This window comes from Micromonospora sp. WMMD987 (genome assembly GCF_029581435.1).
GTDB classification, from domain to species: domain Bacteria; phylum Actinomycetota; class Actinomycetes; order Mycobacteriales; family Micromonosporaceae; genus Micromonospora; species Micromonospora rifamycinica.
On record NZ_CP120861.1, the window covers coordinates 3963445 to 3980635 of the forward strand.

Below are 17191 nucleotides of genomic sequence, written 5' to 3' on the forward strand. Positions count from 1 at the left end.
GGTCGGTCGTCCGTCCGCTCCCGGCACAGCGATCTCGTCGCGGATTGAACGACCTGCGCCCCGACTTCGTACATCCGGGGTGAAGGGAGTTGCTCATGAAGCGCATGACCCCGTTGCTCACCCTGCTGACCGGGACGGGCATGGCCGCCGTCCTGTTCGCGATGAGCGCCCAGGCGGCGCCGCGTACGGTCGACCCCCGGACGGCCACGAACGCGGCGGCCTCGCCCGGGGCCGCCGTCGAGTCACCCGCCGTGCCGGCGGAGCCACCACCGGACGCCGCCCCGGCCGAGCCGGCCGCCCCGGCCGAGCCCGCCGAACAGCGGGGCCAGCCCGCCCCGTCGCCGACCTCCACACCGGCCGCCCCACCGGCGGCCGGGGCCGACTCCAACTGGACCGGACGGCTCGACGGCGGCGCCACCATCGCGATCACCGTCACCGACGGCAAGGCGGTGGCGTACGTCTGCGACGGCAAGAAGCTGGAGGTGTGGCTCAACGGCACCGCCGCCGACGGCCGGATGAAGTTGACCGGCAAGAAGGGCGAGGTGCTCACCGGCTCCTTCGGCGACGGTGTCGCCTCCGGCGAGATGGTGGTGGGCCAGCGCCGGTGGAAGTTCACCGCCAAGCAGACCAGCAAGCCCGACCCGGTGCTCTACCGCGCCACCTCGCAGCAGCGTCGCTCCGGTGTCGACGGCGGCTGGATCATGCTGCCCGACGGCAGCCAGATCGGGGTGGTCACCCGCGACGGCGAACCGGTGTCGGCACCGCCGCTGGACCCGGCGTTCGGCACCACCATCCTCGACGGCCGGACCCTCACCGCCGCGCCGGTGACAGCCGACCCGGGGGCCGGTGAATGACGACGGCCCGCCGCAGGTTCGAAACCGACGTGGGACGCGGCCCGGACGACGGTCCGTCGGTCCGGGTCCTGCCCGACCGGGACACGTTCGACCGGGACACGTTCGACCCCCCGCCCATCGTCGCCCCACCCGCCCCGACCGGTGCGCCACCCGCCTCCGTGGTGGTGCCGCTGCTGGTCGGGGCGGCGGTCGCGGTCGCCATCGGGGCGTACGGGCGGGTGCACCAGCCCACCGGGATCGCGGTCAACGTGGCCGGCTTCTCCAGCCCGCAGGCGGTCAAGGTGTGGTTGGGCAGCGGCGCGGCCTTCTTCGCCGTGGTGCAGTTGCTCACCGCGCTGTCGATGTGGGGCCGGCTCGGCGGCTTCTCGCCCTCCTGGGCCGGCGGGCTGCACCGGTGGAGCGGGCGGATCGCGTTCCTGCTGACCGTGCCGGTGGCGGTGCACTGCCTGTACGCGTTGGGTTTCGCCGACTACGACCTGCGGACCCTGGCGCACTCCCTGCTCGGCTGCCTGTTCTTCGGGGTGTTCACCATGAAGATGCTGTCCCTGCCCAAACGGGGGTTGGCCGGTTGGGTGCTGCCGGTGGTCGGCGGGGTGCTCTTCACCGTCCTGATGGGAATCTGGGTGAGCTCGTCGCTGTGGTACTTCACCACCTTCGGGGTGGGCACGTGACCGACGGGCTCGGCACACCGGACGGGTACGCGACACGGGAGAGGAACGACGGGCAGATGTGCGACGAGCGTGGGGCGGGTTGTCCGTCCCGACGGACCGTGCTGGCCGGAGCTGGTGGGGTGGGTGTCGCCGCCCTGCTCAGCGGCTGCCAGACCTACGGCGAGTCGACCGCGCCGACCGCCGCCGGGCAGGGCAGCGCGCCGGCCGCCGCCTCGCCGGACGGGGCGGGCCCGGGCGGGGCCGGGCCGTCCACCGGGGCGAGCGGATCCCCCGCCGGTGGCGGCGAGCAGCCGCCCGCGCCCGCGGCGCTGGCCGCGGTGGCGGACATTCCGGTCGGCGGCGGCAAGATCTTCAAGGCCGAGGGGGTGGTGGTGACCCAACCGGCCGCCGGCACCATCAAGGCGTTCTCGGCGACCTGCACCCACCAGGGGTGCATGGTCACCTCGGTCAAGGACGGCACCATCGTCTGCGGCTGCCACAACAGCGTCTTCGGCATCGCCGACGGCGCGGTGCAGAGCGGCCCGGCCGGTCGGCCGCTGACGCCCCGGGCGGTGACCGTGGACGGTGACGACGTGCGGCTGGCCTGACGCATGAGTCCCGACACCCCCGCGGGGCTGCGGTTCGTCCCGGGCACCCACCCGGGGCGATTCCGTTCTAGTCCAGGATCGCCTCGATCAGGCGCATGGTGCCGTCACGCTCCCAGGTCGACCGGTACCTGCCGACGACCCGGGCGGGTGGGTAGCGCTCCGGCAGGTTCGTCAAGGCGCAGCCGGTACGTCTGTGGTGGTGGATCGCTTCCACGATCAGCCGGCGGTCGTACAGCCGGCTCCGCCGCGGATCGGGGACCGGCAGGATCGCCTCGACCTGCCGCCACTGCTCGTCGGTGATGCCGCCCGGCGTCGACTGCCCGCCCCGCTCGGACTGGCCGGACGGTGGTCGCGGCACCGCGACGGCTGTCGGCGCCTCGACCGGTTCCGGCGGTTCCGGACCGTCCTGCCGGCTCTGTCTGGCCGACAGCCGGGCCCGCGCCGCCGCCGCGATCTGTTCCCGGACCGACAACGGCTGGGCCGGCGGATATCCGGTGAAGTCGGGTTCGAGGGCGGCGGTGAGGGGCTCGCAGGCCTGGCGGAGCTGCTCCCACTGCGGGGCGAGGGCCAGCAGGTGGGCGGTCGCCGGATCGGCGGGCTGCCCCTGCGGCCCGCCGAACGCCTGGAGGCGACCCAGGATCACCGGTTGACGGTGGGCGTACCAGGCCAGGACGCGGGCGAGGGCATCGTGCACCGACGACCGGTACTCCTCCTGGTACGGTCCGGCCAGGTTGAACGCGTACGCCTGCGTGTTGTAGTCGGCAATCCCGGCGGCGAGGTCCGGGCAGTCCGCCAGCACCTGCGGGAACCGGTCGGGGTCCAGGTAGTCCAGCCACCGGGACGTCGGCTGGTCGCCGCCGTCGGGTGCCGCGTCCCCGGGCTGACCGGGCAGGTCCGGTGGCGCGACGGGGCCGGTCAGATACCACTGCCGCAGGTGCTCGTCGCAGGCCGCGGCGAAGTACGGCAGGTACGCCCCGGCGACCTCGACGGCGAGCGCCTCGGCGGCCACCGACCAGAGGGCGAACGTGAACCCGGTGTCCACCGCGAACACCTGCGCCAACCGGGCGACCAGCGCGAACATGTCGTCGATCTGCGCGAACTCCGCGACGAGCGTCGGATCGACCTCCCCGAACGCCACCGCCAGGGGGTGGTCGACCCACGGCGGCCGGACGGTGTCCACCAGCATGACGACGAGGTGGTCCCGGTCCAGTTGCCCACCGGCGTGCTGCTGGAGCAGCGTGATCGTGGCCAGGCTACGGCGCAGCTGGTCGACGCCGGTGTGGGCGGCCTGCTCGTCGGCCCAGGCGTGGAACATGGCCAGGCAGGTGTGGTTCTGCTGGGTCTCGGCCCAGGTGAGGTGCTGGAAGTACGCCGGCTCGTGCTCGGCGATCCAGGCGAAGGTCGTGGCGAACGTGTGTTGCCATGGCGCCGGCTGGACGTCCTGATGCGGTTGCACGCCTGTCTCCCGGTCGGTGGGCGGGTCCGCACCAGCGTGCGCCGGATCTGCCGGTCCGTTCCCCGGTCGCCGGCCGGTCCTGCGGGCAGTCCGGGTTGCCCCTGCGGGCAGCGCGACACCGCCGGTGCCGGGCGCGGCGACGTCGGGACGTATCCCTTGTCTAGAGGTTCGCGTCCAGCCACGCCACCCGTTGGGCCAGCCAGTCCCGTAGGTGGGCGACCTGCCCCTGCCAGGTGTCCGCGGTCGGGGTGACGATGGGGCCGATCTTCTCGGTGGTCAGGTTGGGCCACCGCTGGAAGTTCCGGTCGGCCGCACCGGCCAGTGGCGCGGTGAGCCGGGCGACGCGGGTGTCGAGCTGGGCCGGGGAGAGCGGACCCTGACGCAGCTCGGCCCAGCGGGTGCGCACCGACGCCATGAAGGCGGGGTCCGTCACCAGCCGGTTCATCCAGTTGTTGGGCCTCGGCCACCGCTGCTGCTCGTACTGCCAGCCGGCGGGATCCAGGTTGTCCCCGCCGCCGACGCCGTAGGTGAGGTCGAGATCCCACAGCGGCCCGGCGGTGATCTTGCCGCCCCGGTCCTTGTGGAAGTACGAGCTGCGGGCGTAGGCGTCGAAGTTGCGGGTCAGCTCGTTGAGGAGGAACGAGTCGACGAACGATCCCACGTCGATCCAGGCGGGATAGCCGGTGGTCGGGTCGGCGAAGTGGCGCGACTGCAGCACGTCGTTGAACTGCTGGAGGTGACCGGTGAGCCAGGCCTGCTGCTCCGGGGGCAGCGGCGACGGGTCCACCACCTCCAGGTAGTGCCAGCAGGTCGCGGACCGGCCCGTGCACGGCAGGGTGGGCTCCTCGGCCGTCAACCACTCGAACTTCACGATGTAGCCGCCGGAGATCGCCGGCAGGGTCACGTCGTCGGGGTCGAGTTTCTTGAGGTCGAGCCGGTTCTTCGCATTCTTGATCGTCTCGACGACGAGGTAGACGCCCTGGTAGTCCTCGGCGCCCACCGGCCGGTCGGCGACGTTGTGGTAGAACTCGACGAAGGCGTACCGGGGGGCCGGGAAACCCATCTCGCGGGCCAGGTCGAAGGTCAACGCCTCCCGGATCAACGCCTTGTCGGTGTACGGCCCGCGCAGCACCCAGTCGGATTCGGCGGGCATCCCCAGCACCGGCAGGTCGACGTCGTCGTCCTCGTTGTCGCGGAACTCGACCCGGTAGGGCGCCTTGTCGAACAGGGAACTCGACGTGCCGCGCAGGTGGTAACCGATCCGGGTGGCGAGGGTGGGCGGCGCGGAGAGCGAGGCCTGTCCCCCGACCGGCGCGAACAGCAGCGCGGCGGCGTCGACGAACTCCCGCCCGGGCGCCCCCTGGCCGTACCCGTCGACCAGCAGGATCGGCAGGTCGAGGCTGACGTCCACGGCACGCTCGACGTAGAGGGCGGTGCCCGGGTCACCGGTCGCCGCCCCGTCGACGAACGCCCACGCCCGCAGCTGGGTGGTGTCGGTGAGGAGCAGCGGGGTTCCGTCGTACCGCGGGGAGTCCACCCGGGGCAGCGTGCCGTCCGTCGTGTAGCGGATCTCGGCACCGGCCACCTCCGTCCCCAGCGACACCGCGAGTTCGTCCCGGAAGGTGCCGCTCGGGACGGAGAAGACGATGTCACCGGTCAGCCCGCCGGAGGCGTCCGCCACCCGGGCGGGGCTCCCCGGCGTCCCGCCCGGCCGGTCCGGGGCCGGCGCGGGGCCACCGAAGGCACCGAGGGAGATCGCGGTCAGGATGCCCAGGATCCGGGCCGTCAGGTCACGCACGATCACTCCCACTGCTCCAGGGCGGCTGGACCACACTCCCGTTCATTGATCAATGATGATATTACTCCATGAACCCGATCGGACACTCCGCGCGACCGGTCGACGGACGGTCACACCGCGAGCGCCCGGCGGACCGACTGCTCGGCGGCCCGACCCCCGTCACCGGTGGCGGTGACCCGACCGGACTCCAGCACGTAGTGCCGGGTCGCCACCCGCAACGCGAAACCGAGGTGCTGCTCCACCAGCAGCACCCGGATGCCGGCCCCGGTGGCCAGCCCGACGATCCGGTCCTGGATCTCGGCGACCACCGAGGGTTGGATGCCCTCGGTGGGTTCGTCGAGCAGCAGCAGCCGGGGCCGGGTGACCAGCGCTCGGGCGATGGCCAGCTGCTGCCGCTGGCCGCCGGAGAGCAGGCCGGCCCGCCGCCGCAGCAGGGGACGCAGCGCCGGGAACAGGTCCAGCGCCTCGGCGGTGGCGGCGGCCCCGTCGCGCCGGCCGTCGGCCACCAGCCGCAGGTTCTCCGCCGCCGTCAGGTACGGGAAACACTGCTGCCCCTGCGGCACGTACGCCAGCCCCCGGGCGACCCGCTGGTGCGGCGCGAGCCGGGTGACGTCCTCACCGTCGAGGGTCACCGTGCCGGCGCGGGGGCGCAGCAGGCCGACGGCGACCCGCAGCAGGGTGCTCTTGCCCGCGCCGTTGTGGCCGAGCACGGCCGCCACCCCGTCGGCGGGAACGGCCACGTCCACCCCGTGCAGCACCTCGCTGCGGCCGTAGCCGGCGTGCACGCCGCGCAACTCCAACATCATGCCTCCGGTGCGGTGTCGACGCCGAGGTAGACCTCCTGCACCCGGGGGTCCGCCTGGACCTGGGCGACGGTGCCCTCGCTGAGCACCTTGCCGGCGTGCAGCACGGTCACGGTGCGGGCGAAGCGGCGCAGGAAGTCCATGTCGTGTTCGATGACCACCACGGTGCGGTCCCGGCTGACCGTCTCCAGCAGGGCGCCGGTGGCGTCGCGTTCCTCGTGGCTCATCCCGGCGACCGGCTCGTCGAGCAACAGCAGCCGGGCGTCGGAGACCAGCAGCATGCCGATCTCCAACCACTGCTTCTGCCCGTGCGCCAGCGCACCGGCGGGCTGGTCGCCCCGGTCGGTCAGCCCGATCGTCTCCAGCGCGGCGGCCACCTCGTCGGGAATCCGGCCACGTCGCCGGGCGAGCGTCCACCAGCTCCGGGTCGCCCCGGCGGCGATGTCGAGGTTCTGCACCACGGTCAGCTCCTCGAAGACCGAGGCGGTCTGGAAGGTGCGGCCGATGCCGAGGCGGGCGATGCGGTGCACGTCCCGGCCGAGCAGTTCCCGGTCCCCGAAGCGGGCCGAGCCGGTGGCCCGGACCAGCCCGGTCACCGCGTCGACCAGGGTGGTCTTGCCCGCCCCGTTGGGACCGATCAGGAACCGGATGTCACCGGGCGGCACGTCGAGGTCGACCCCGTCGACGGCGGTGAAGCCGTCGAAGGTGACCCGCAGGTCGCGTACGCACAGGCCGTCGAGCTGCCCAGCGGTCATGCCGCCGACACCTCCGTCCGGTTCTCGGCCGGGTCCGCCGCCCGGGTCCGCCGCCACCACCGCGCCCCCGCCGGGTCCGACCGACGCTTGCGGGCCAGCGCCCACAGCGACGCCAGACCCCCGGGCAGGAACGCCACCACCAGCACGAACAGCAACCCCTGCAGGTACGTCCAGGTGCCCGGGAACCGTTCCGACAGGGCGGTACGCGCCCAGGCCACCGCCACCGCGCCGAGCACCGGGCCGAGCAGGGTGGCCCGGCCACCCACCGCGACACCGATGACGAACTCGATGGACGGCACGATCCCGATCAGCGCGGGCGAGATGATCCCCACCGCCGGGACGAACAGCGCCCCGGCCAGCCCGGCCATGCCGGCGGCGATCACGTAGCCGACGAGCTTGACGCCGGCCGGGTCGTAGCCGAGGAAACGGACCCGTTCCTCCCCCTCGCGGACCGCCACCAGCAACTCGCCGTACCGGCTACGGATGAGCTGCCGGGCCAGCGCCAGCAGCGCCAACAGGCTGGCGGCGATGATGAAGTAGACCATCCGCTGGTTGACCGGGTCGTCCAGGTCGTACCCGAAGAAGCCCTGGATGTCGGTGAGGCCGTTGGTACCGCCGGTGGTGCCCTGCTGGCCGACCAGCAGGATCACCATCGCGGCGGCGAGCGCCTGGCTGAGGATGGCGAAGTAGGCGCCGCGCACCCGGCGACGGAAGACCAGCGAGCCGAGACCGAACGCGACGGCCATCGGCAGCAGCACGGTGGCCGGCAACGCGATCCACGGACTGGCGAACGGCCGCCACCACAGCGGCAGCTCGTCGAGCTGGCCGTAGAGCTGCATGAAGTCGGGCAGCTCGCCGGGGCCGGCGTCGGCGAGCTTGAGGTGCATCGCCATCGCGTAGCCGCCCAGACCGAAGAAGACCCCCTGGCCGAGGGTGAGCATGCCGCCCCGACCCCAGGCGATGCCGATACCGACCGCGACCATCGCCACGCACAGGTACTTGGCCAGCAACGACAGCCGGAAGTCCGACAGGGCCAGCGGGGCGACGGCGAACAGCAGCGCCGCGCCGAGGGCGAACCCGGCGGCGGTACGGGCCGGGCCGTCGAACCGGCGGCCCCGCCGGCCGCCCGGCGGGGTGCCGGCCGCGCTGGCGGGATCGGTGCGGACCAGCGGCGCGGCGGTCATGCGAGGCTCCTGGTCCGCAGGGTGAACAGCCCCTGGGGCCGCCACTGGAGGAACGCCACGATCGCCACGAAGACGATCACCTTGGCGACGCTGAGGGTGGTGAGGTACTCGCCGGTGGCCTGGAGCACGCCCAGCGCGAAGGCGACGATCACGCTGCCCTTGAGCTGGCCGATGCCGCCGACCACGACGACCAGGAAGGCGTCGATGATGAGGTTGGTGCCCATCGTCGGGCCGATCGGCCCGAGCAGGGTCAGCGCGACCCCGGCGACGCCGGCCAGCCCGGAGCCGATGAAGAAGGTGGTCCGGTCGACCCGGGCGGTGGGGATGCCGGAGACGGCGGCGAGGTCACGGTTCTGCACCACCGCGCGGATCCGCCGCCCGAGCGGGGTGAGCCGCAGCGCCAGGGTCAGCGCGAGCACGGCGGCCAGCGCGAGGGCCAGGATGAACAACCGGTTGTTGGCGACGGTGAGCCCGCCGGGCAGGGACACGTTGCCGGTCAGCAGCGCCGGGGCCCGGGTCTGCACGTTGGGGCTACCGAAGACGTCCCGGGCCAGTTGCTGGAGCATCAACGAGACACCCCAGGTGACCAGCAGGGTGTCCAGCGGGCGGGCGTAGAGGCGGCGGATCAGCAGCACCTCCAGCAGCACGCCCATGGTGCCGGCCACCGCGAAGGCGACCGGCAGCGCCACCAGCAGCGACCAGCCGGCGACGGTCACGGTCTGCTGGAGGACGTAGGTGGTGTAGGCGCCGGCCATGATGAACTCGCCGTGCGCCATGTTGATCACGTTCATCTGACCGAAGGTCAACGCCAGGCCGAGGGCGATGAGCAGCAGCACCGCGCCGATGCTGATGCCGGTGAAGAGCTGGCCGAAGAGGACTGTCACGTTCGCGCTCCGCAGTGGTGGGTCGGCCCGGACGGGGGTGCCTCCCGTCCGGGCCGGGATCGGTCAGCTCAGGCCGCTCGCCCAGGGGTAACTCTTCAGGTACGGGTCCGGCGTGATCGGCTTGCCGGAGTTCCACACCTCGGTGATCAGCCCGTCGCCGCCGACCTTGCCGATCCGGGCGGTCTTGGCGATGTGCTGGGTGGGGCCGTCCACGGTGACCAGGCCCTCCGGGGCGTCGTAGGTGATGCCGCCGGAGGCGGCCCGGACCTTCTCCACCTCGAAGGTGCCGGCCTTGTCGACCATCGCCTTCCACAGGTACACCGCCACGTAGGCGGCCTCCATCGGGTCGCTGGTCGGCTTGTCCGCGCCGTACCTGGCCTTGTACGCGGCGACGAACTTCTGGTTCGCCGCGCCGGGGGTGGTCTGGTAGTAGTTCCAGGCGGTCAACTGGTCCTTGAGGTACTGGGTACCGATTCCCTTGACCTCTTCCTCGGCGATCGACACCGACACCACGGGCATGCCCGCGGCGGTGAGCCCGGCCGAGGTGTACTCCTTGAAGAACGCCACGTTGCTGTCGCCGTTGAGGGTGTTGAACACCGCGTCGGCCTTCGCCGAGCGGACCTTGTTGACGATGGTGCCGAACTCGGTGGAGCCGAGCGGGGCGTAGTCCTCGCCGAGCACGGTCATCCCGTTCGCCGCCGCGTACGCCTTGATGATCTTGTTGGCGGTACGCGGGAAGACGTAGTCGCTGCCCACCAGGTAGACCGACTTCTTGCCCTGCGCCTTGAGGTAGTCCAGGCCGGGCACGATCTGCTGGTTGGTGGTGGCCCCGGTGTAGAAGATGTAGGGCGACTGCTCCAGCCCCTCGTACTGCACCGGGTAGAACAGCAGCGCCTTGTTCTTCTCGAAGACCGGCTTGACCGCCTTGCGGCTGGCCGACGTCCAACAGCCGAAGACGGCGGCGACCCGGTCCTGCGAGATCAGCTTCTCGGCCTTCTCGGCGAAGGTGGGCCAGTCCGAAGCACCGTCCTCGCCGACCGGCACGATCTTCTTGCCCAGCACGCCGCCGGCCGCGTTGATCTCCTCGACGGCCAGCATGATGGAGTCCCGCACGGTGACCTCGCTGATGGCCATGGTGCCGGAGAGCGAGTTGAGCAGCCCGACCTTGACGGTGTCGCCGGAGACGTCGGCACTGACACCGGCGGTCGACTTCCCGTCGGAGGTTCTGCTGCCGCAACCGACGAGTGCGGCGGCGGCGATCAGGGTCATGGCGCCCGCCAGGATGCGGCGGCCCCGGAACTGTGACATTCAATCTCCCTGCGGAGCGATGTTCGCCGAATGATTTCCGTGCCGACCCGCACTGGCCGGCAGGTATTGCTGTCAATGGTTTAGGGCGGTGCGGTAGCGATGCGCGTCAGCGGACCCACCCGGGCGACGGGTGGGCGTCGCCGCTGGCGGTCCGTAGTGGACTTACGGGCAGGGAAAGACTCTGCCCCGTTGGTTGCCGCCATGTTTCCCAGCCCTTAATTGACTGTTTCCCACATCGATCGCGGCACATAGAAAAGGCCACCGTCACAACGGACGGTGACCCGGGAAGAATGCGTGGCGCACACCTGAAAACTCTTCAGGACAGGCAGCCGCTCCAATACTGGAACACACCCTCGATAATGGGCGGAATAGCGGTTACTTCACGCAGGAAGCATCCTAGAACTCCCACCCACCCCCCTGTCAACCACCCGGGTGGTGGGTCAGAGTTCGGAGAGGACGGTGAAGTCGAGGCCGTGGGCTTCGGCGAGGTAGATGCGTTGGCGGACGTGGCGGTGGCGCAGGTGCAGCTCACCCCGGGGGCCGTGGTAGGTGACCGCGTCGGCCGCCGCGCCGATCGCCCGCACGTCGAGGGTGCGCGCCCGCGCGATCAGGGCGGCGAGCAGCATCACCCCCTCGTAACAGGACTCCCCCAGGCTGCCCAGCGGCGGGGCGTCCACCCCGAACCGGCGGGCAAACGCGCCGTGGAAGTCCAGGTTCTCCCGGGTGACCAGACCGGCGAAGAACCCGGCCGTGCTGAACAGTCGACGGGTGCCGCCGGTCCCGCTGGCCAGCAGCATGTTCTCGTCCATCAGGGTGCTCAACCGCAGGCACCGCTGGTCCAGTCCGGACCGGCCGAAGGCCCGGTTGAACCGGACCGCGTCCGCACCCACCAGCAGCATCAGCACCCCGTCGGCCTCGGCACGTTCGATCTCCCGCAGCACCGGGCCGAAGTTCTCGGTGCCCAGCGGCAGGAACGTCCGCCCGCACACCCGCGCCCCGCTGTCGCGGGCGTACCGCTGGGCCGCCCGTGCGGTGCGACGCGGCCAGACGTAGTCGTTGCCCACCACGAACCAGCGGCGGACCCCCTGCTCCCGGGCGAGCAGCCGCATCGCCGGCCAGAGCTGCGCATCGGGGGTCTCGCTGGTCAGGAAGACCCCTTCGGTGCGTTCCCCGCCCTCGTACAGGGCGGTGTAGACGTACGGCACCCGGTGCGCGATCCGGGGGGCCACCGCCTGCCGGACCGAGGAGATGTGCCAGCCGGTCACCCCCTGCACCGCACCGGTGGACACCAACGCCTCCACCTCGGCGGCCACCTGGGCCGGTGCCGCCCCGCCGTCGACCGGCACCAGCCGCAGTTCCCGGCCGAGCACCCCGCCGGCCCGGTTGACCTCCTCGACCGCCAACTGGGCACACAGCTCACAGGTGGGGCCGAACATGCCCGCCGGCCCGCGCATGGGGAAGACCAGCGCGACACTGACCACCGACCGGTCGACGGTCAGCCAGGGCACCCCGGCGGCGGTTCCGCCCGGGCCGGGGAACGGCACGGTCCCGCCCGGGCGGGGGAACGGCTCCGGCACGCCGCGGGGACCGGGCACCGGCACGGACATGCTGACATGATTGCCGGCAACCCTGGCGGGCCACCAGAGCAGACCGAAAACCGGGACGCTTCGGTAACATGGCAACCCACCGAACGGGGAGAGACATGGCCGACGATCCCATTACGCCCGTCGACCTGATGCGTGCGCTCACCCGCGCCGAACGGCTGCTCGCCCGGCGGATCGGCGCGGTTCTCGCCACCGAGGGGCTCACCGTCGAGGCCTGGCGGGTGCTGTGCCGTCTCGCCGACGGGCAGGGCCACCCGATGAGCGAGGTCTCCACCGAGGAGTCGTTGCCGCCGGGCACGCTGACGAAGATCGTCGACCAGCTCGTCGACCAGAACCTGGTCCACCGCCGGATCGATCCGTTCGACCGACGGCGCATCCGGGCCTACCTCACCCCCCGGGGCCACCGCGAACAGGACCGGATCGACGGCCTCGTCCGCGCCGAACTGGCCGGGATCATCGACGACGCGGCGCTGACCGGCCAGCTCGTCGACCTGGCCGCCCGGCTCGGCCCACATCGACACCCCGTCCGGGCCGGCTGACCGGCAGGCTCCCGCCAGCGGTCAGCGGCCACCGGCGGCGACCGTCTCGGCCCTCTCCTCGGCGGGGGTGGTGAGCAGGGCGCGCAGGGTGTGCGCGTCGGCGGCGGTGGCGGTGAGCAGCGCCGCCCGGCCACCGGCCAGCGGCAGCCAGGCGGCGGTCCCACCGGGCCGGGCGGGCAGAACCCGGCCCCGGCTGCCACCGGTGGCGTCCGGCACGGCCGGTCCGGGCGGGGAGGCGGGGTCGACCAGCAGCAGCGAGCCGGTCGCGGTCGCCCCACCCAGCACCGCCGGCCCGGCCCAGCCGGGTGCCGCCGGACCGACCGCCAGGGACTGCCGCAGCAGCGGCCGGCCGGCGTGGTCGACCGAGGTGGTCACCACGACGTTCCCGGCGGGCTCGGCGTACCGGCCGCACACCAGTTCCTCGCGCCAGCTCAGCCGGGCGTCCCCGGCCAGCTCCACCCGGGACTCGGCGACATGGTCGCAGCCGGCCGCCGCCACCAGTTGCTCCGGCAGCCAGAGCAGGGTGCCGGCGGCGTGCACCACCGCGTCCACCCGCATCCGGGACACCGCCCCGGCCCGGCCCGGCAGGGCCACCGAGGCGGCGACGGTGCGCACCCGCAGGGCCGCCCCCGGCCCCACCTCGACCGTCAACCGCAGGTCGTCACCGGCCAGCGGACCGGCCGCGCCGCCGACGACGTACACCGTCGGGATGTCGTCGGTGGTGGCCTGCCGCAGCAGCAGCGGTGACTCGCCGCGCAGCTCGCGCAGCACCGTGCCGCCCCGGCCGTCGGCCACCGCCACCACCCGGGCGACCGCCCGCATCAGCCGACGACCAGCCGGCCACGGTGATGGGCCAGCTCGTGACGGACCCAGTCGGCCACCGCGCCGGCCAGCGGGTCGGCCACGATGGACAGGAACACCGTCGGCAGGTCCCCCCGTCGGGCACGGGCGTCCCGGTCCATCACCGACAGGTCGGCCCGGACCAGCGGGGCCAGGTCGGTCTTGTTGACGACCAGCAGGTCGGCGGCGGTCACCCCGGGGCCGCCCTTGCGGGGCACCTTGTCGCCCCCGGCGACGTCGACCACGAAGATCTGCCGGTCGACCAGGCCCCGGCTGAACGTGGCGGTGAGGTTGTCCCCGCCGCTCTCCACCAGCACCAGGTCCAGCGGTCCGACGCCGTCGACCAGCTCGTCGATGGCGTCCAGGTTGGCGCCGATGTCGTCGCGGATCGCGGTGTGCGGGCAGCAGCCGGTCTCCACCGCCCGGATCCGGGCCGGGTCGAGCACCCCGGCCCGGCGCAGGAAGTCGGCGTCCTCGGTGGTGTAGATGTCGTTGGTGACCACGCCGAGGCGCAGCTCGTCGGCGAAGGCCCGGCACAGCGCGGCGACCAGGGCGGTCTTACCCGACCCGACCGGCCCGCCGATGCCCACCCGCAGCGGACGGATGGTGGACGGCAGCGGCGCGTGCGGGTCGACCCCCGGCTCGGGGTGGGTGTGCGGAACGGTCTCGTCGTGCGCGATCTGCTCGTGCGGGATCGGCGATACGGTTTCAGGACGCAAAGAGACGCACCTCCCAGGTGGTATGGACTTCGGCGTGGATGTCGGTGAGCGGGGCGGCCGGGGCCGGCAGCCGCTCGGGTGGGTCGGCGGCGGTGGCGACCGCGCGGGCCGCCGTGGCGTCAGTGTCGACGGCCAGTGCCGCCAGCACCGCGTGCACCCGGTACGGGTCGAGGCCGAGCAGCCGCACCGCGGCACTGGCCGGGGCGGTGACCGACCCGTACGCGGCGACGGTCGCCACCGCCACCGGGTCCAGGCCGGCGGCGGCGGCGACCAGGCCGAGCACCAGCGGCTGGTGCGGCCCGGACGGGTCGGTGGGCAGGGCGTCGAACCCGCCGCCGGGCCAGATCTCCCGCCCGGCCCGCAGCAGTGCCCGGCCCTGCCGGCGGGAGACCGCCCGCAGCGCCGGGGCGGCGGTCCGGGCGTCCAGCTCGACGTCGAGCCGGGCCAGCGTCGCGCGCCGGTCGGCGGCAGCGGCGGCCCGGTGCGCCGCCACCGCGAACGCGGCGGCGACCAGCCCACCGGTCGCCAACCGGCCGCGCAGGAACCCGGCCAGGGTGGCCGGGTCGGTGACCAGGCCGGCCGCCACCGCGGCCTCCAGGCCGCCGGAGTGGGCGTGCGCCCCGGCGGGGAACCTGCCGTCGGCCAGCAGCAGCACCATGCTCGACGGGGTCATCAGAACAGGTGGTACCGCTGGGCCATGGGCAGCTCGGCGACCGGTTCCGGGTCGACCACCACCCCGTCGATCCGGACGGTGAAGGTGTCCGGATCGACCTCGATGCGCGGCAGCGCGCCGTTCTCGGGCAGGTCGGCCTTGCCCCGCGAGCGCACGTCGGCCACCGGGACCAGCGGGCGGCGCACGTCCAGCCGCAGGCCCGCCTCCAACGCGGCCGGCGCGACGAAGGCCACGCTGGTCGCGGCCGGCACCACGCCGTACGCGCCGAACATCGGCCTCGGCAGCATCGGCTGCGGGGTGGGGATGGAGGCGTTCGCGTCGCCCATCTGCGCGTACGCGATCATCCCGCCCTTGATCACCAGGTGCGGCCGGACGCCGAAGAACGCCGGATCCCAGAGCACCAGGTCGGCGAGCTTGCCCGGCTCCACCGAGCCGATCTCCCGTTCCAGCCCGTTGGCCATCGCCGCGCAGATGGTGTACTTCGCCACGTACCGGCGGGCCCGGTGGTTGTCGGCCGGGCCGTCGCCGGGTAGCGCGCCCACCCGGCGCTTCATCACGTGCGCGCTCTGCCAGGTCCGGGTGATCACCTCGCCGACCCGGCCCATCGCCTGCGAGTCCGAGCCGATGATGGAGATCGCGCCGAGGTCGTGCAGCAGGTCCTCGGCGGCCATCGTGGACGGCCGGATCCGGCTCTCCGCGAAGGCCAGGTCCTCCGGCACCGACGGGTTGAGGTGGTGGCAGACCATCAGCATGTCGAGGTGCTCGGCGAGGGTGTTGCGGGTGTACGGCCGGGTCGGGTTCGTCGACGACGGCAGCACGTTCGACTCCCCGGCCACCGTGATGATGTCCGGCGCGTGCCCGCCGCCCGCCCCCTCGGTGTGGTACGAGTGGATCGCCCGCCCGGCGATGGCGCGCAGCGTGTCGGCCACGAAGCCGGCCTCGTTCAGGGTGTCGGTGTGCAGGGACACCTGCACCCCGGACGCGTCGGCGACCCGCAGACAGGCGTCGATCGCCGCCGGGGTGGTCCCCCAGTCCTCGTGCAGCTTGAAGCCCCCTGCCCCGGCCCGCAGCTGCTCCCACAGCGCTTCGGTGGAGACCGTGTTGCCCTTGCCCAGCAGCAGCACGTTCACCGGGAAGGTGTCCAGCGCCTCGTGCATCCGGGCCAGGTGCCAGGCGTTCGGGGTGACCGTGGTGGCCCGGGTGCCCTCGGCCGGGCCGGTGCCCCCGCCGACCAGGGTGGTGATGCCCGAGGTGAGCGCCTCGGTGACGATCTGCGGGCAGATGAAGTGCACGTGGGTGTCCACCGCCCCGGCGGTGAGGATCCGCCCGTTGCCGGCGATCACCTCGGTGGACGGCCCGATCACCAGGTCGGGGTGGACGCCGGGCATGGTGTCCGGGTTGCCGGCCCGGCCCAGTGCCACGATCCGCCCGTCGCGCAGCCCGACGTCGGCCTTCACCACCCCCCAGTGGTCCAGCACCACCGCGCCGGTGATCACCGTGTCCAGCGCGCCCTCGGCCCGGGTGGCCCGGGACTGACCCATCGACTCGCGGATCACCTTGCCGCCGCCGAACACCGCCTCGTCCCCGCCGACGCAGTGGTCGACCTCCACCTCGATCAGCAGGTCGGTGTCGGCCAACCGGATCCGGTCGCCGGTCGTCGGGCCGTACAGGTCGGCGTAGCGCCGCCGGTCCACCGCGCTCACCGGCCGACCTCCCCGACGCCCGGGCCGGGCCTGCCGGCTGCCGGGTCGGGCTCTCCGGCGGAGGGATCGGGCTTCCGGTCGAGCGGGCCGGCGACCTCGCCGCGCAGCCCCGGCACGATCCGCGCGCCGCCCAGCGGCACCAGGTCGACGGTGCGGCTGACCCCCGGCTCGAACCGCACCGAGGTCCCCGCCGGGACGGCGAGCCGCTGGCCGTACGCGGCGGACCGGTCGAAGCGCAGGCCCGGGTTGGTCTCGGCGAAGTGGTAGTGCGAGCCGACCTGGATCGGCCGGTCGGCGGTGTTGACCACCAGCAGGGTGGTCACCGGGCGGCCCGCGTTGATCTCGACCGGGCCCTCGCCGGGCAGGATCTCCCCGGGGATCACGGGATCGGGTGGTGCACCGTCACCAGCTTGGTGCCGTCCGGGAACGTGGCCTCCACCTGCACCTCCCCCAGCATCTCGGGGACTCCGTCGAGCACGTCGTCGCGGCTGAGCACGGTACGGCCGGCAGCCATCAGGTCGGTGACCGAACGGCCGTCCCGGGCGCCCTCCAGCAGGAAGACGGTGATCAGGGCGACGGCTTCGGGATAGTTCAGGCGCAGTCCGCGCTCGCGTCGTCGACGGGCGACGTCCGCGGCGACGTGGACGAGCAGGCGGTCCTGCTCGTGGGGCGTGAGGAACACGGGATCTCCCGGGCGGCTCGGCGTGTTTCCCACCGTACCGACCGGCACGCGCGCAGGGGCGCGGACCGGCCAGGGCAGGAGGGACACGCGGGAACGCCGACGGGGCACCGGCGGGGCACTCCGGGGCCCCA

At 73.0% G+C, this 17191-nt stretch carries 18 protein-coding genes; 4 read left to right on the top strand and 14 right to left on the bottom strand.

Features of this window, described 5'->3' with window-relative positions; all coding sequences use genetic code 11:
* Window positions 1-95: 95 nt before the first annotated feature.
* From O7612_RS16660 to O7612_RS16670, 3 genes are all read left to right on the top strand, one after another.
* A complete protein-coding gene (locus O7612_RS16660; RefSeq protein ID WP_282265331.1) occupies window positions 96-854 on the top strand; it encodes a hypothetical protein in 759 nt (252 codons plus the stop codon).
* 116 nt (window positions 855-970) lie between these two features.
* Complete coding sequence (locus O7612_RS16665) at window positions 971-1525, top strand: DUF6529 family protein (protein ID WP_348774302.1); 555 nt, start codon at window positions 971-973, stop codon at window positions 1523-1525.
* Entirely contained in the window at window positions 1522-2112 is a 591-nt protein-coding gene (locus O7612_RS16670; protein WP_282265332.1) for a Rieske (2Fe-2S) protein, read from the top strand. Before O7612_RS16665 ends, O7612_RS16670 begins: the two co-directional genes overlap by 4 nt.
* A gap of 67 nt (window positions 2113-2179) precedes the next feature.
* On the opposite strand, the gene O7612_RS16675 is transcribed toward O7612_RS16670, so the two are convergent.
* The 8 genes from O7612_RS16675 to O7612_RS16710 all read right to left on the bottom strand — a co-directional run bounded on the left by O7612_RS16675 (window position 2180) and on the right by O7612_RS16710 (window position 11907).
* Window positions 2180-3568, bottom strand: coding sequence for a transposase (locus tag O7612_RS16675; RefSeq protein ID WP_282265333.1), 1389 nt, complete (start codon window positions 3566-3568; stop codon window positions 2180-2182).
* Window positions 3569-3728: 160 nt separating this feature from the next.
* Window positions 3729-5366 carry a CotH kinase family protein gene (locus tag O7612_RS16680; RefSeq protein WP_282265334.1) on the bottom strand — a complete coding sequence of 546 codons (1638 nt, stop codon included), beginning with the start codon at window positions 5364-5366 and terminating at the stop codon, window positions 3729-3731.
* 110 nt (window positions 5367-5476) lie between these two features.
* Entirely contained in the window at window positions 5477-6169 is a 693-nt protein-coding gene (gene urtE, locus O7612_RS16685; protein WP_282265335.1) for an urea ABC transporter ATP-binding subunit UrtE, read from the bottom strand.
* Window positions 6169-6924: an urea ABC transporter ATP-binding protein UrtD gene (urtD, locus tag O7612_RS16690; RefSeq protein ID WP_282265336.1), complete on the bottom strand. Its 756-nt coding sequence runs from the start codon at window positions 6922-6924 to the stop codon at window positions 6169-6171. Before urtD ends, urtE begins: the two co-directional genes overlap by 1 nt.
* Entirely contained in the window at window positions 6921-8108 is a 1188-nt protein-coding gene (gene urtC, locus O7612_RS16695; protein ID WP_282265337.1) for an urea ABC transporter permease subunit UrtC, read from the bottom strand. The genes urtD and urtC overlap by 4 nt, the downstream gene beginning before the upstream one ends.
* The gene (urtB, locus tag O7612_RS16700; RefSeq protein ID WP_282265338.1) at window positions 8105-8992 is read right to left on the bottom strand and encodes an urea ABC transporter permease subunit UrtB; all 888 of its coding nucleotides are present in this window, start codon (window positions 8990-8992) and stop codon (window positions 8105-8107) included. The genes urtC and urtB overlap by 4 nt, the downstream gene beginning before the upstream one ends.
* A gap of 63 nt (window positions 8993-9055) precedes the next feature.
* Window positions 9056-10300, bottom strand: a complete 1245-nt coding sequence (gene urtA / locus O7612_RS16705) for an urea ABC transporter substrate-binding protein (protein WP_282265339.1) — start codon at window positions 10298-10300, stop codon at window positions 9056-9058.
* Window positions 10301-10740: 440 nt separating this feature from the next.
* A complete protein-coding gene (locus O7612_RS16710; RefSeq protein ID WP_282265340.1) occupies window positions 10741-11907 on the bottom strand; it encodes a substrate-binding domain-containing protein in 1167 nt (388 codons plus the stop codon).
* A 95-nt stretch (window positions 11908-12002) separates the two neighbouring features.
* On the opposite strand from O7612_RS16710, the gene O7612_RS16715 reads away from it, so the two are divergent.
* Entirely contained in the window at window positions 12003-12443 is a 441-nt protein-coding gene (locus O7612_RS16715; protein ID WP_282265341.1) for a MarR family transcriptional regulator, read from the top strand.
* A gap of 21 nt (window positions 12444-12464) precedes the next feature.
* On the opposite strand, the gene O7612_RS16720 is transcribed toward O7612_RS16715, so the two are convergent.
* The 6 genes from O7612_RS16720 to O7612_RS16745 are packed head-to-tail and all read right to left on the bottom strand — an operon-like array spanning window position 12465 to window position 17060.
* The gene (locus O7612_RS16720) at window positions 12465-13265 is read right to left on the bottom strand and encodes an urease accessory protein UreD (protein ID WP_282265342.1); all 801 of its coding nucleotides are present in this window, start codon (window positions 13263-13265) and stop codon (window positions 12465-12467) included.
* On the bottom strand, window positions 13265-14002 hold the full coding sequence (ureG, locus tag O7612_RS16725) for an urease accessory protein UreG (protein ID WP_282265343.1): 738 nt from the start codon (window positions 14000-14002) through the stop codon (window positions 13265-13267). Before ureG ends, O7612_RS16720 begins: the two co-directional genes overlap by 1 nt.
* On the bottom strand, window positions 13992-14675 hold the full coding sequence (locus tag O7612_RS16730; RefSeq protein ID WP_282265344.1) for an urease accessory UreF family protein: 684 nt from the start codon (window positions 14673-14675) through the stop codon (window positions 13992-13994). The genes ureG and O7612_RS16730 overlap by 11 nt, the downstream gene beginning before the upstream one ends.
* Entirely contained in the window at window positions 14675-16378 is a 1704-nt protein-coding gene (locus O7612_RS16735) for an urease subunit alpha (protein ID WP_282265345.1), read from the bottom strand. The genes O7612_RS16730 and O7612_RS16735 overlap by 1 nt, the downstream gene beginning before the upstream one ends.
* Window positions 16375-16761, bottom strand: a complete 387-nt coding sequence (locus tag O7612_RS16740) for an urease subunit beta (RefSeq protein WP_282265346.1) — start codon at window positions 16759-16761, stop codon at window positions 16375-16377. The genes O7612_RS16735 and O7612_RS16740 overlap by 4 nt, the downstream gene beginning before the upstream one ends.
* Entirely contained in the window at window positions 16758-17060 is a 303-nt protein-coding gene (locus tag O7612_RS16745; protein WP_282265347.1) for an urease subunit gamma, read from the bottom strand. Before O7612_RS16745 ends, O7612_RS16740 begins: the two co-directional genes overlap by 4 nt.
* Window positions 17061-17191: the final 131 nt, after the last annotated feature.

Coding starts and splice junctions, on each gene's coding strand:
- O7612_RS16660 (WP_282265331.1), top strand. CDS start 96: ATGAAGCGCATGACCCCGTTGCTCACCCTGCTGACCGGGACGGGCATG.
- urtE (WP_282265335.1), bottom strand. CDS start 6,169: ATGTTGGAGTTGCGCGGCGTGCACGCCGGCTACGGCCGCAGCGAGGTG.
- urtD (WP_282265336.1), bottom strand. CDS start 6,924: ATGACCGCTGGGCAGCTCGACGGCCTGTGCGTACGCGACCTGCGGGTC.
- urtC (WP_282265337.1), bottom strand. CDS start 8,108: ATGACCGCCGCGCCGCTGGTCCGCACCGATCCCGCCAGCGCGGCCGGC.
- urtA (WP_282265339.1), bottom strand. CDS start 10,300: ATGTCACAGTTCCGGGGCCGCCGCATCCTGGCGGGCGCCATGACCCTG.
- O7612_RS16710 (WP_282265340.1), bottom strand. CDS start 11,907: ATGTCCGTGCCGGTGCCCGGTCCCCGCGGCGTGCCGGAGCCGTTCCCC.
- O7612_RS16715 (WP_282265341.1), top strand. CDS start 12,003: ATGGCCGACGATCCCATTACGCCCGTCGACCTGATGCGTGCGCTCACC.
- O7612_RS16720 (WP_282265342.1), bottom strand. CDS start 13,265: ATGCGGGCGGTCGCCCGGGTGGTGGCGGTGGCCGACGGCCGGGGCGGC.
- O7612_RS16730 (WP_282265344.1), bottom strand. CDS start 14,675: ATGACCCCGTCGAGCATGGTGCTGCTGCTGGCCGACGGCAGGTTCCCC.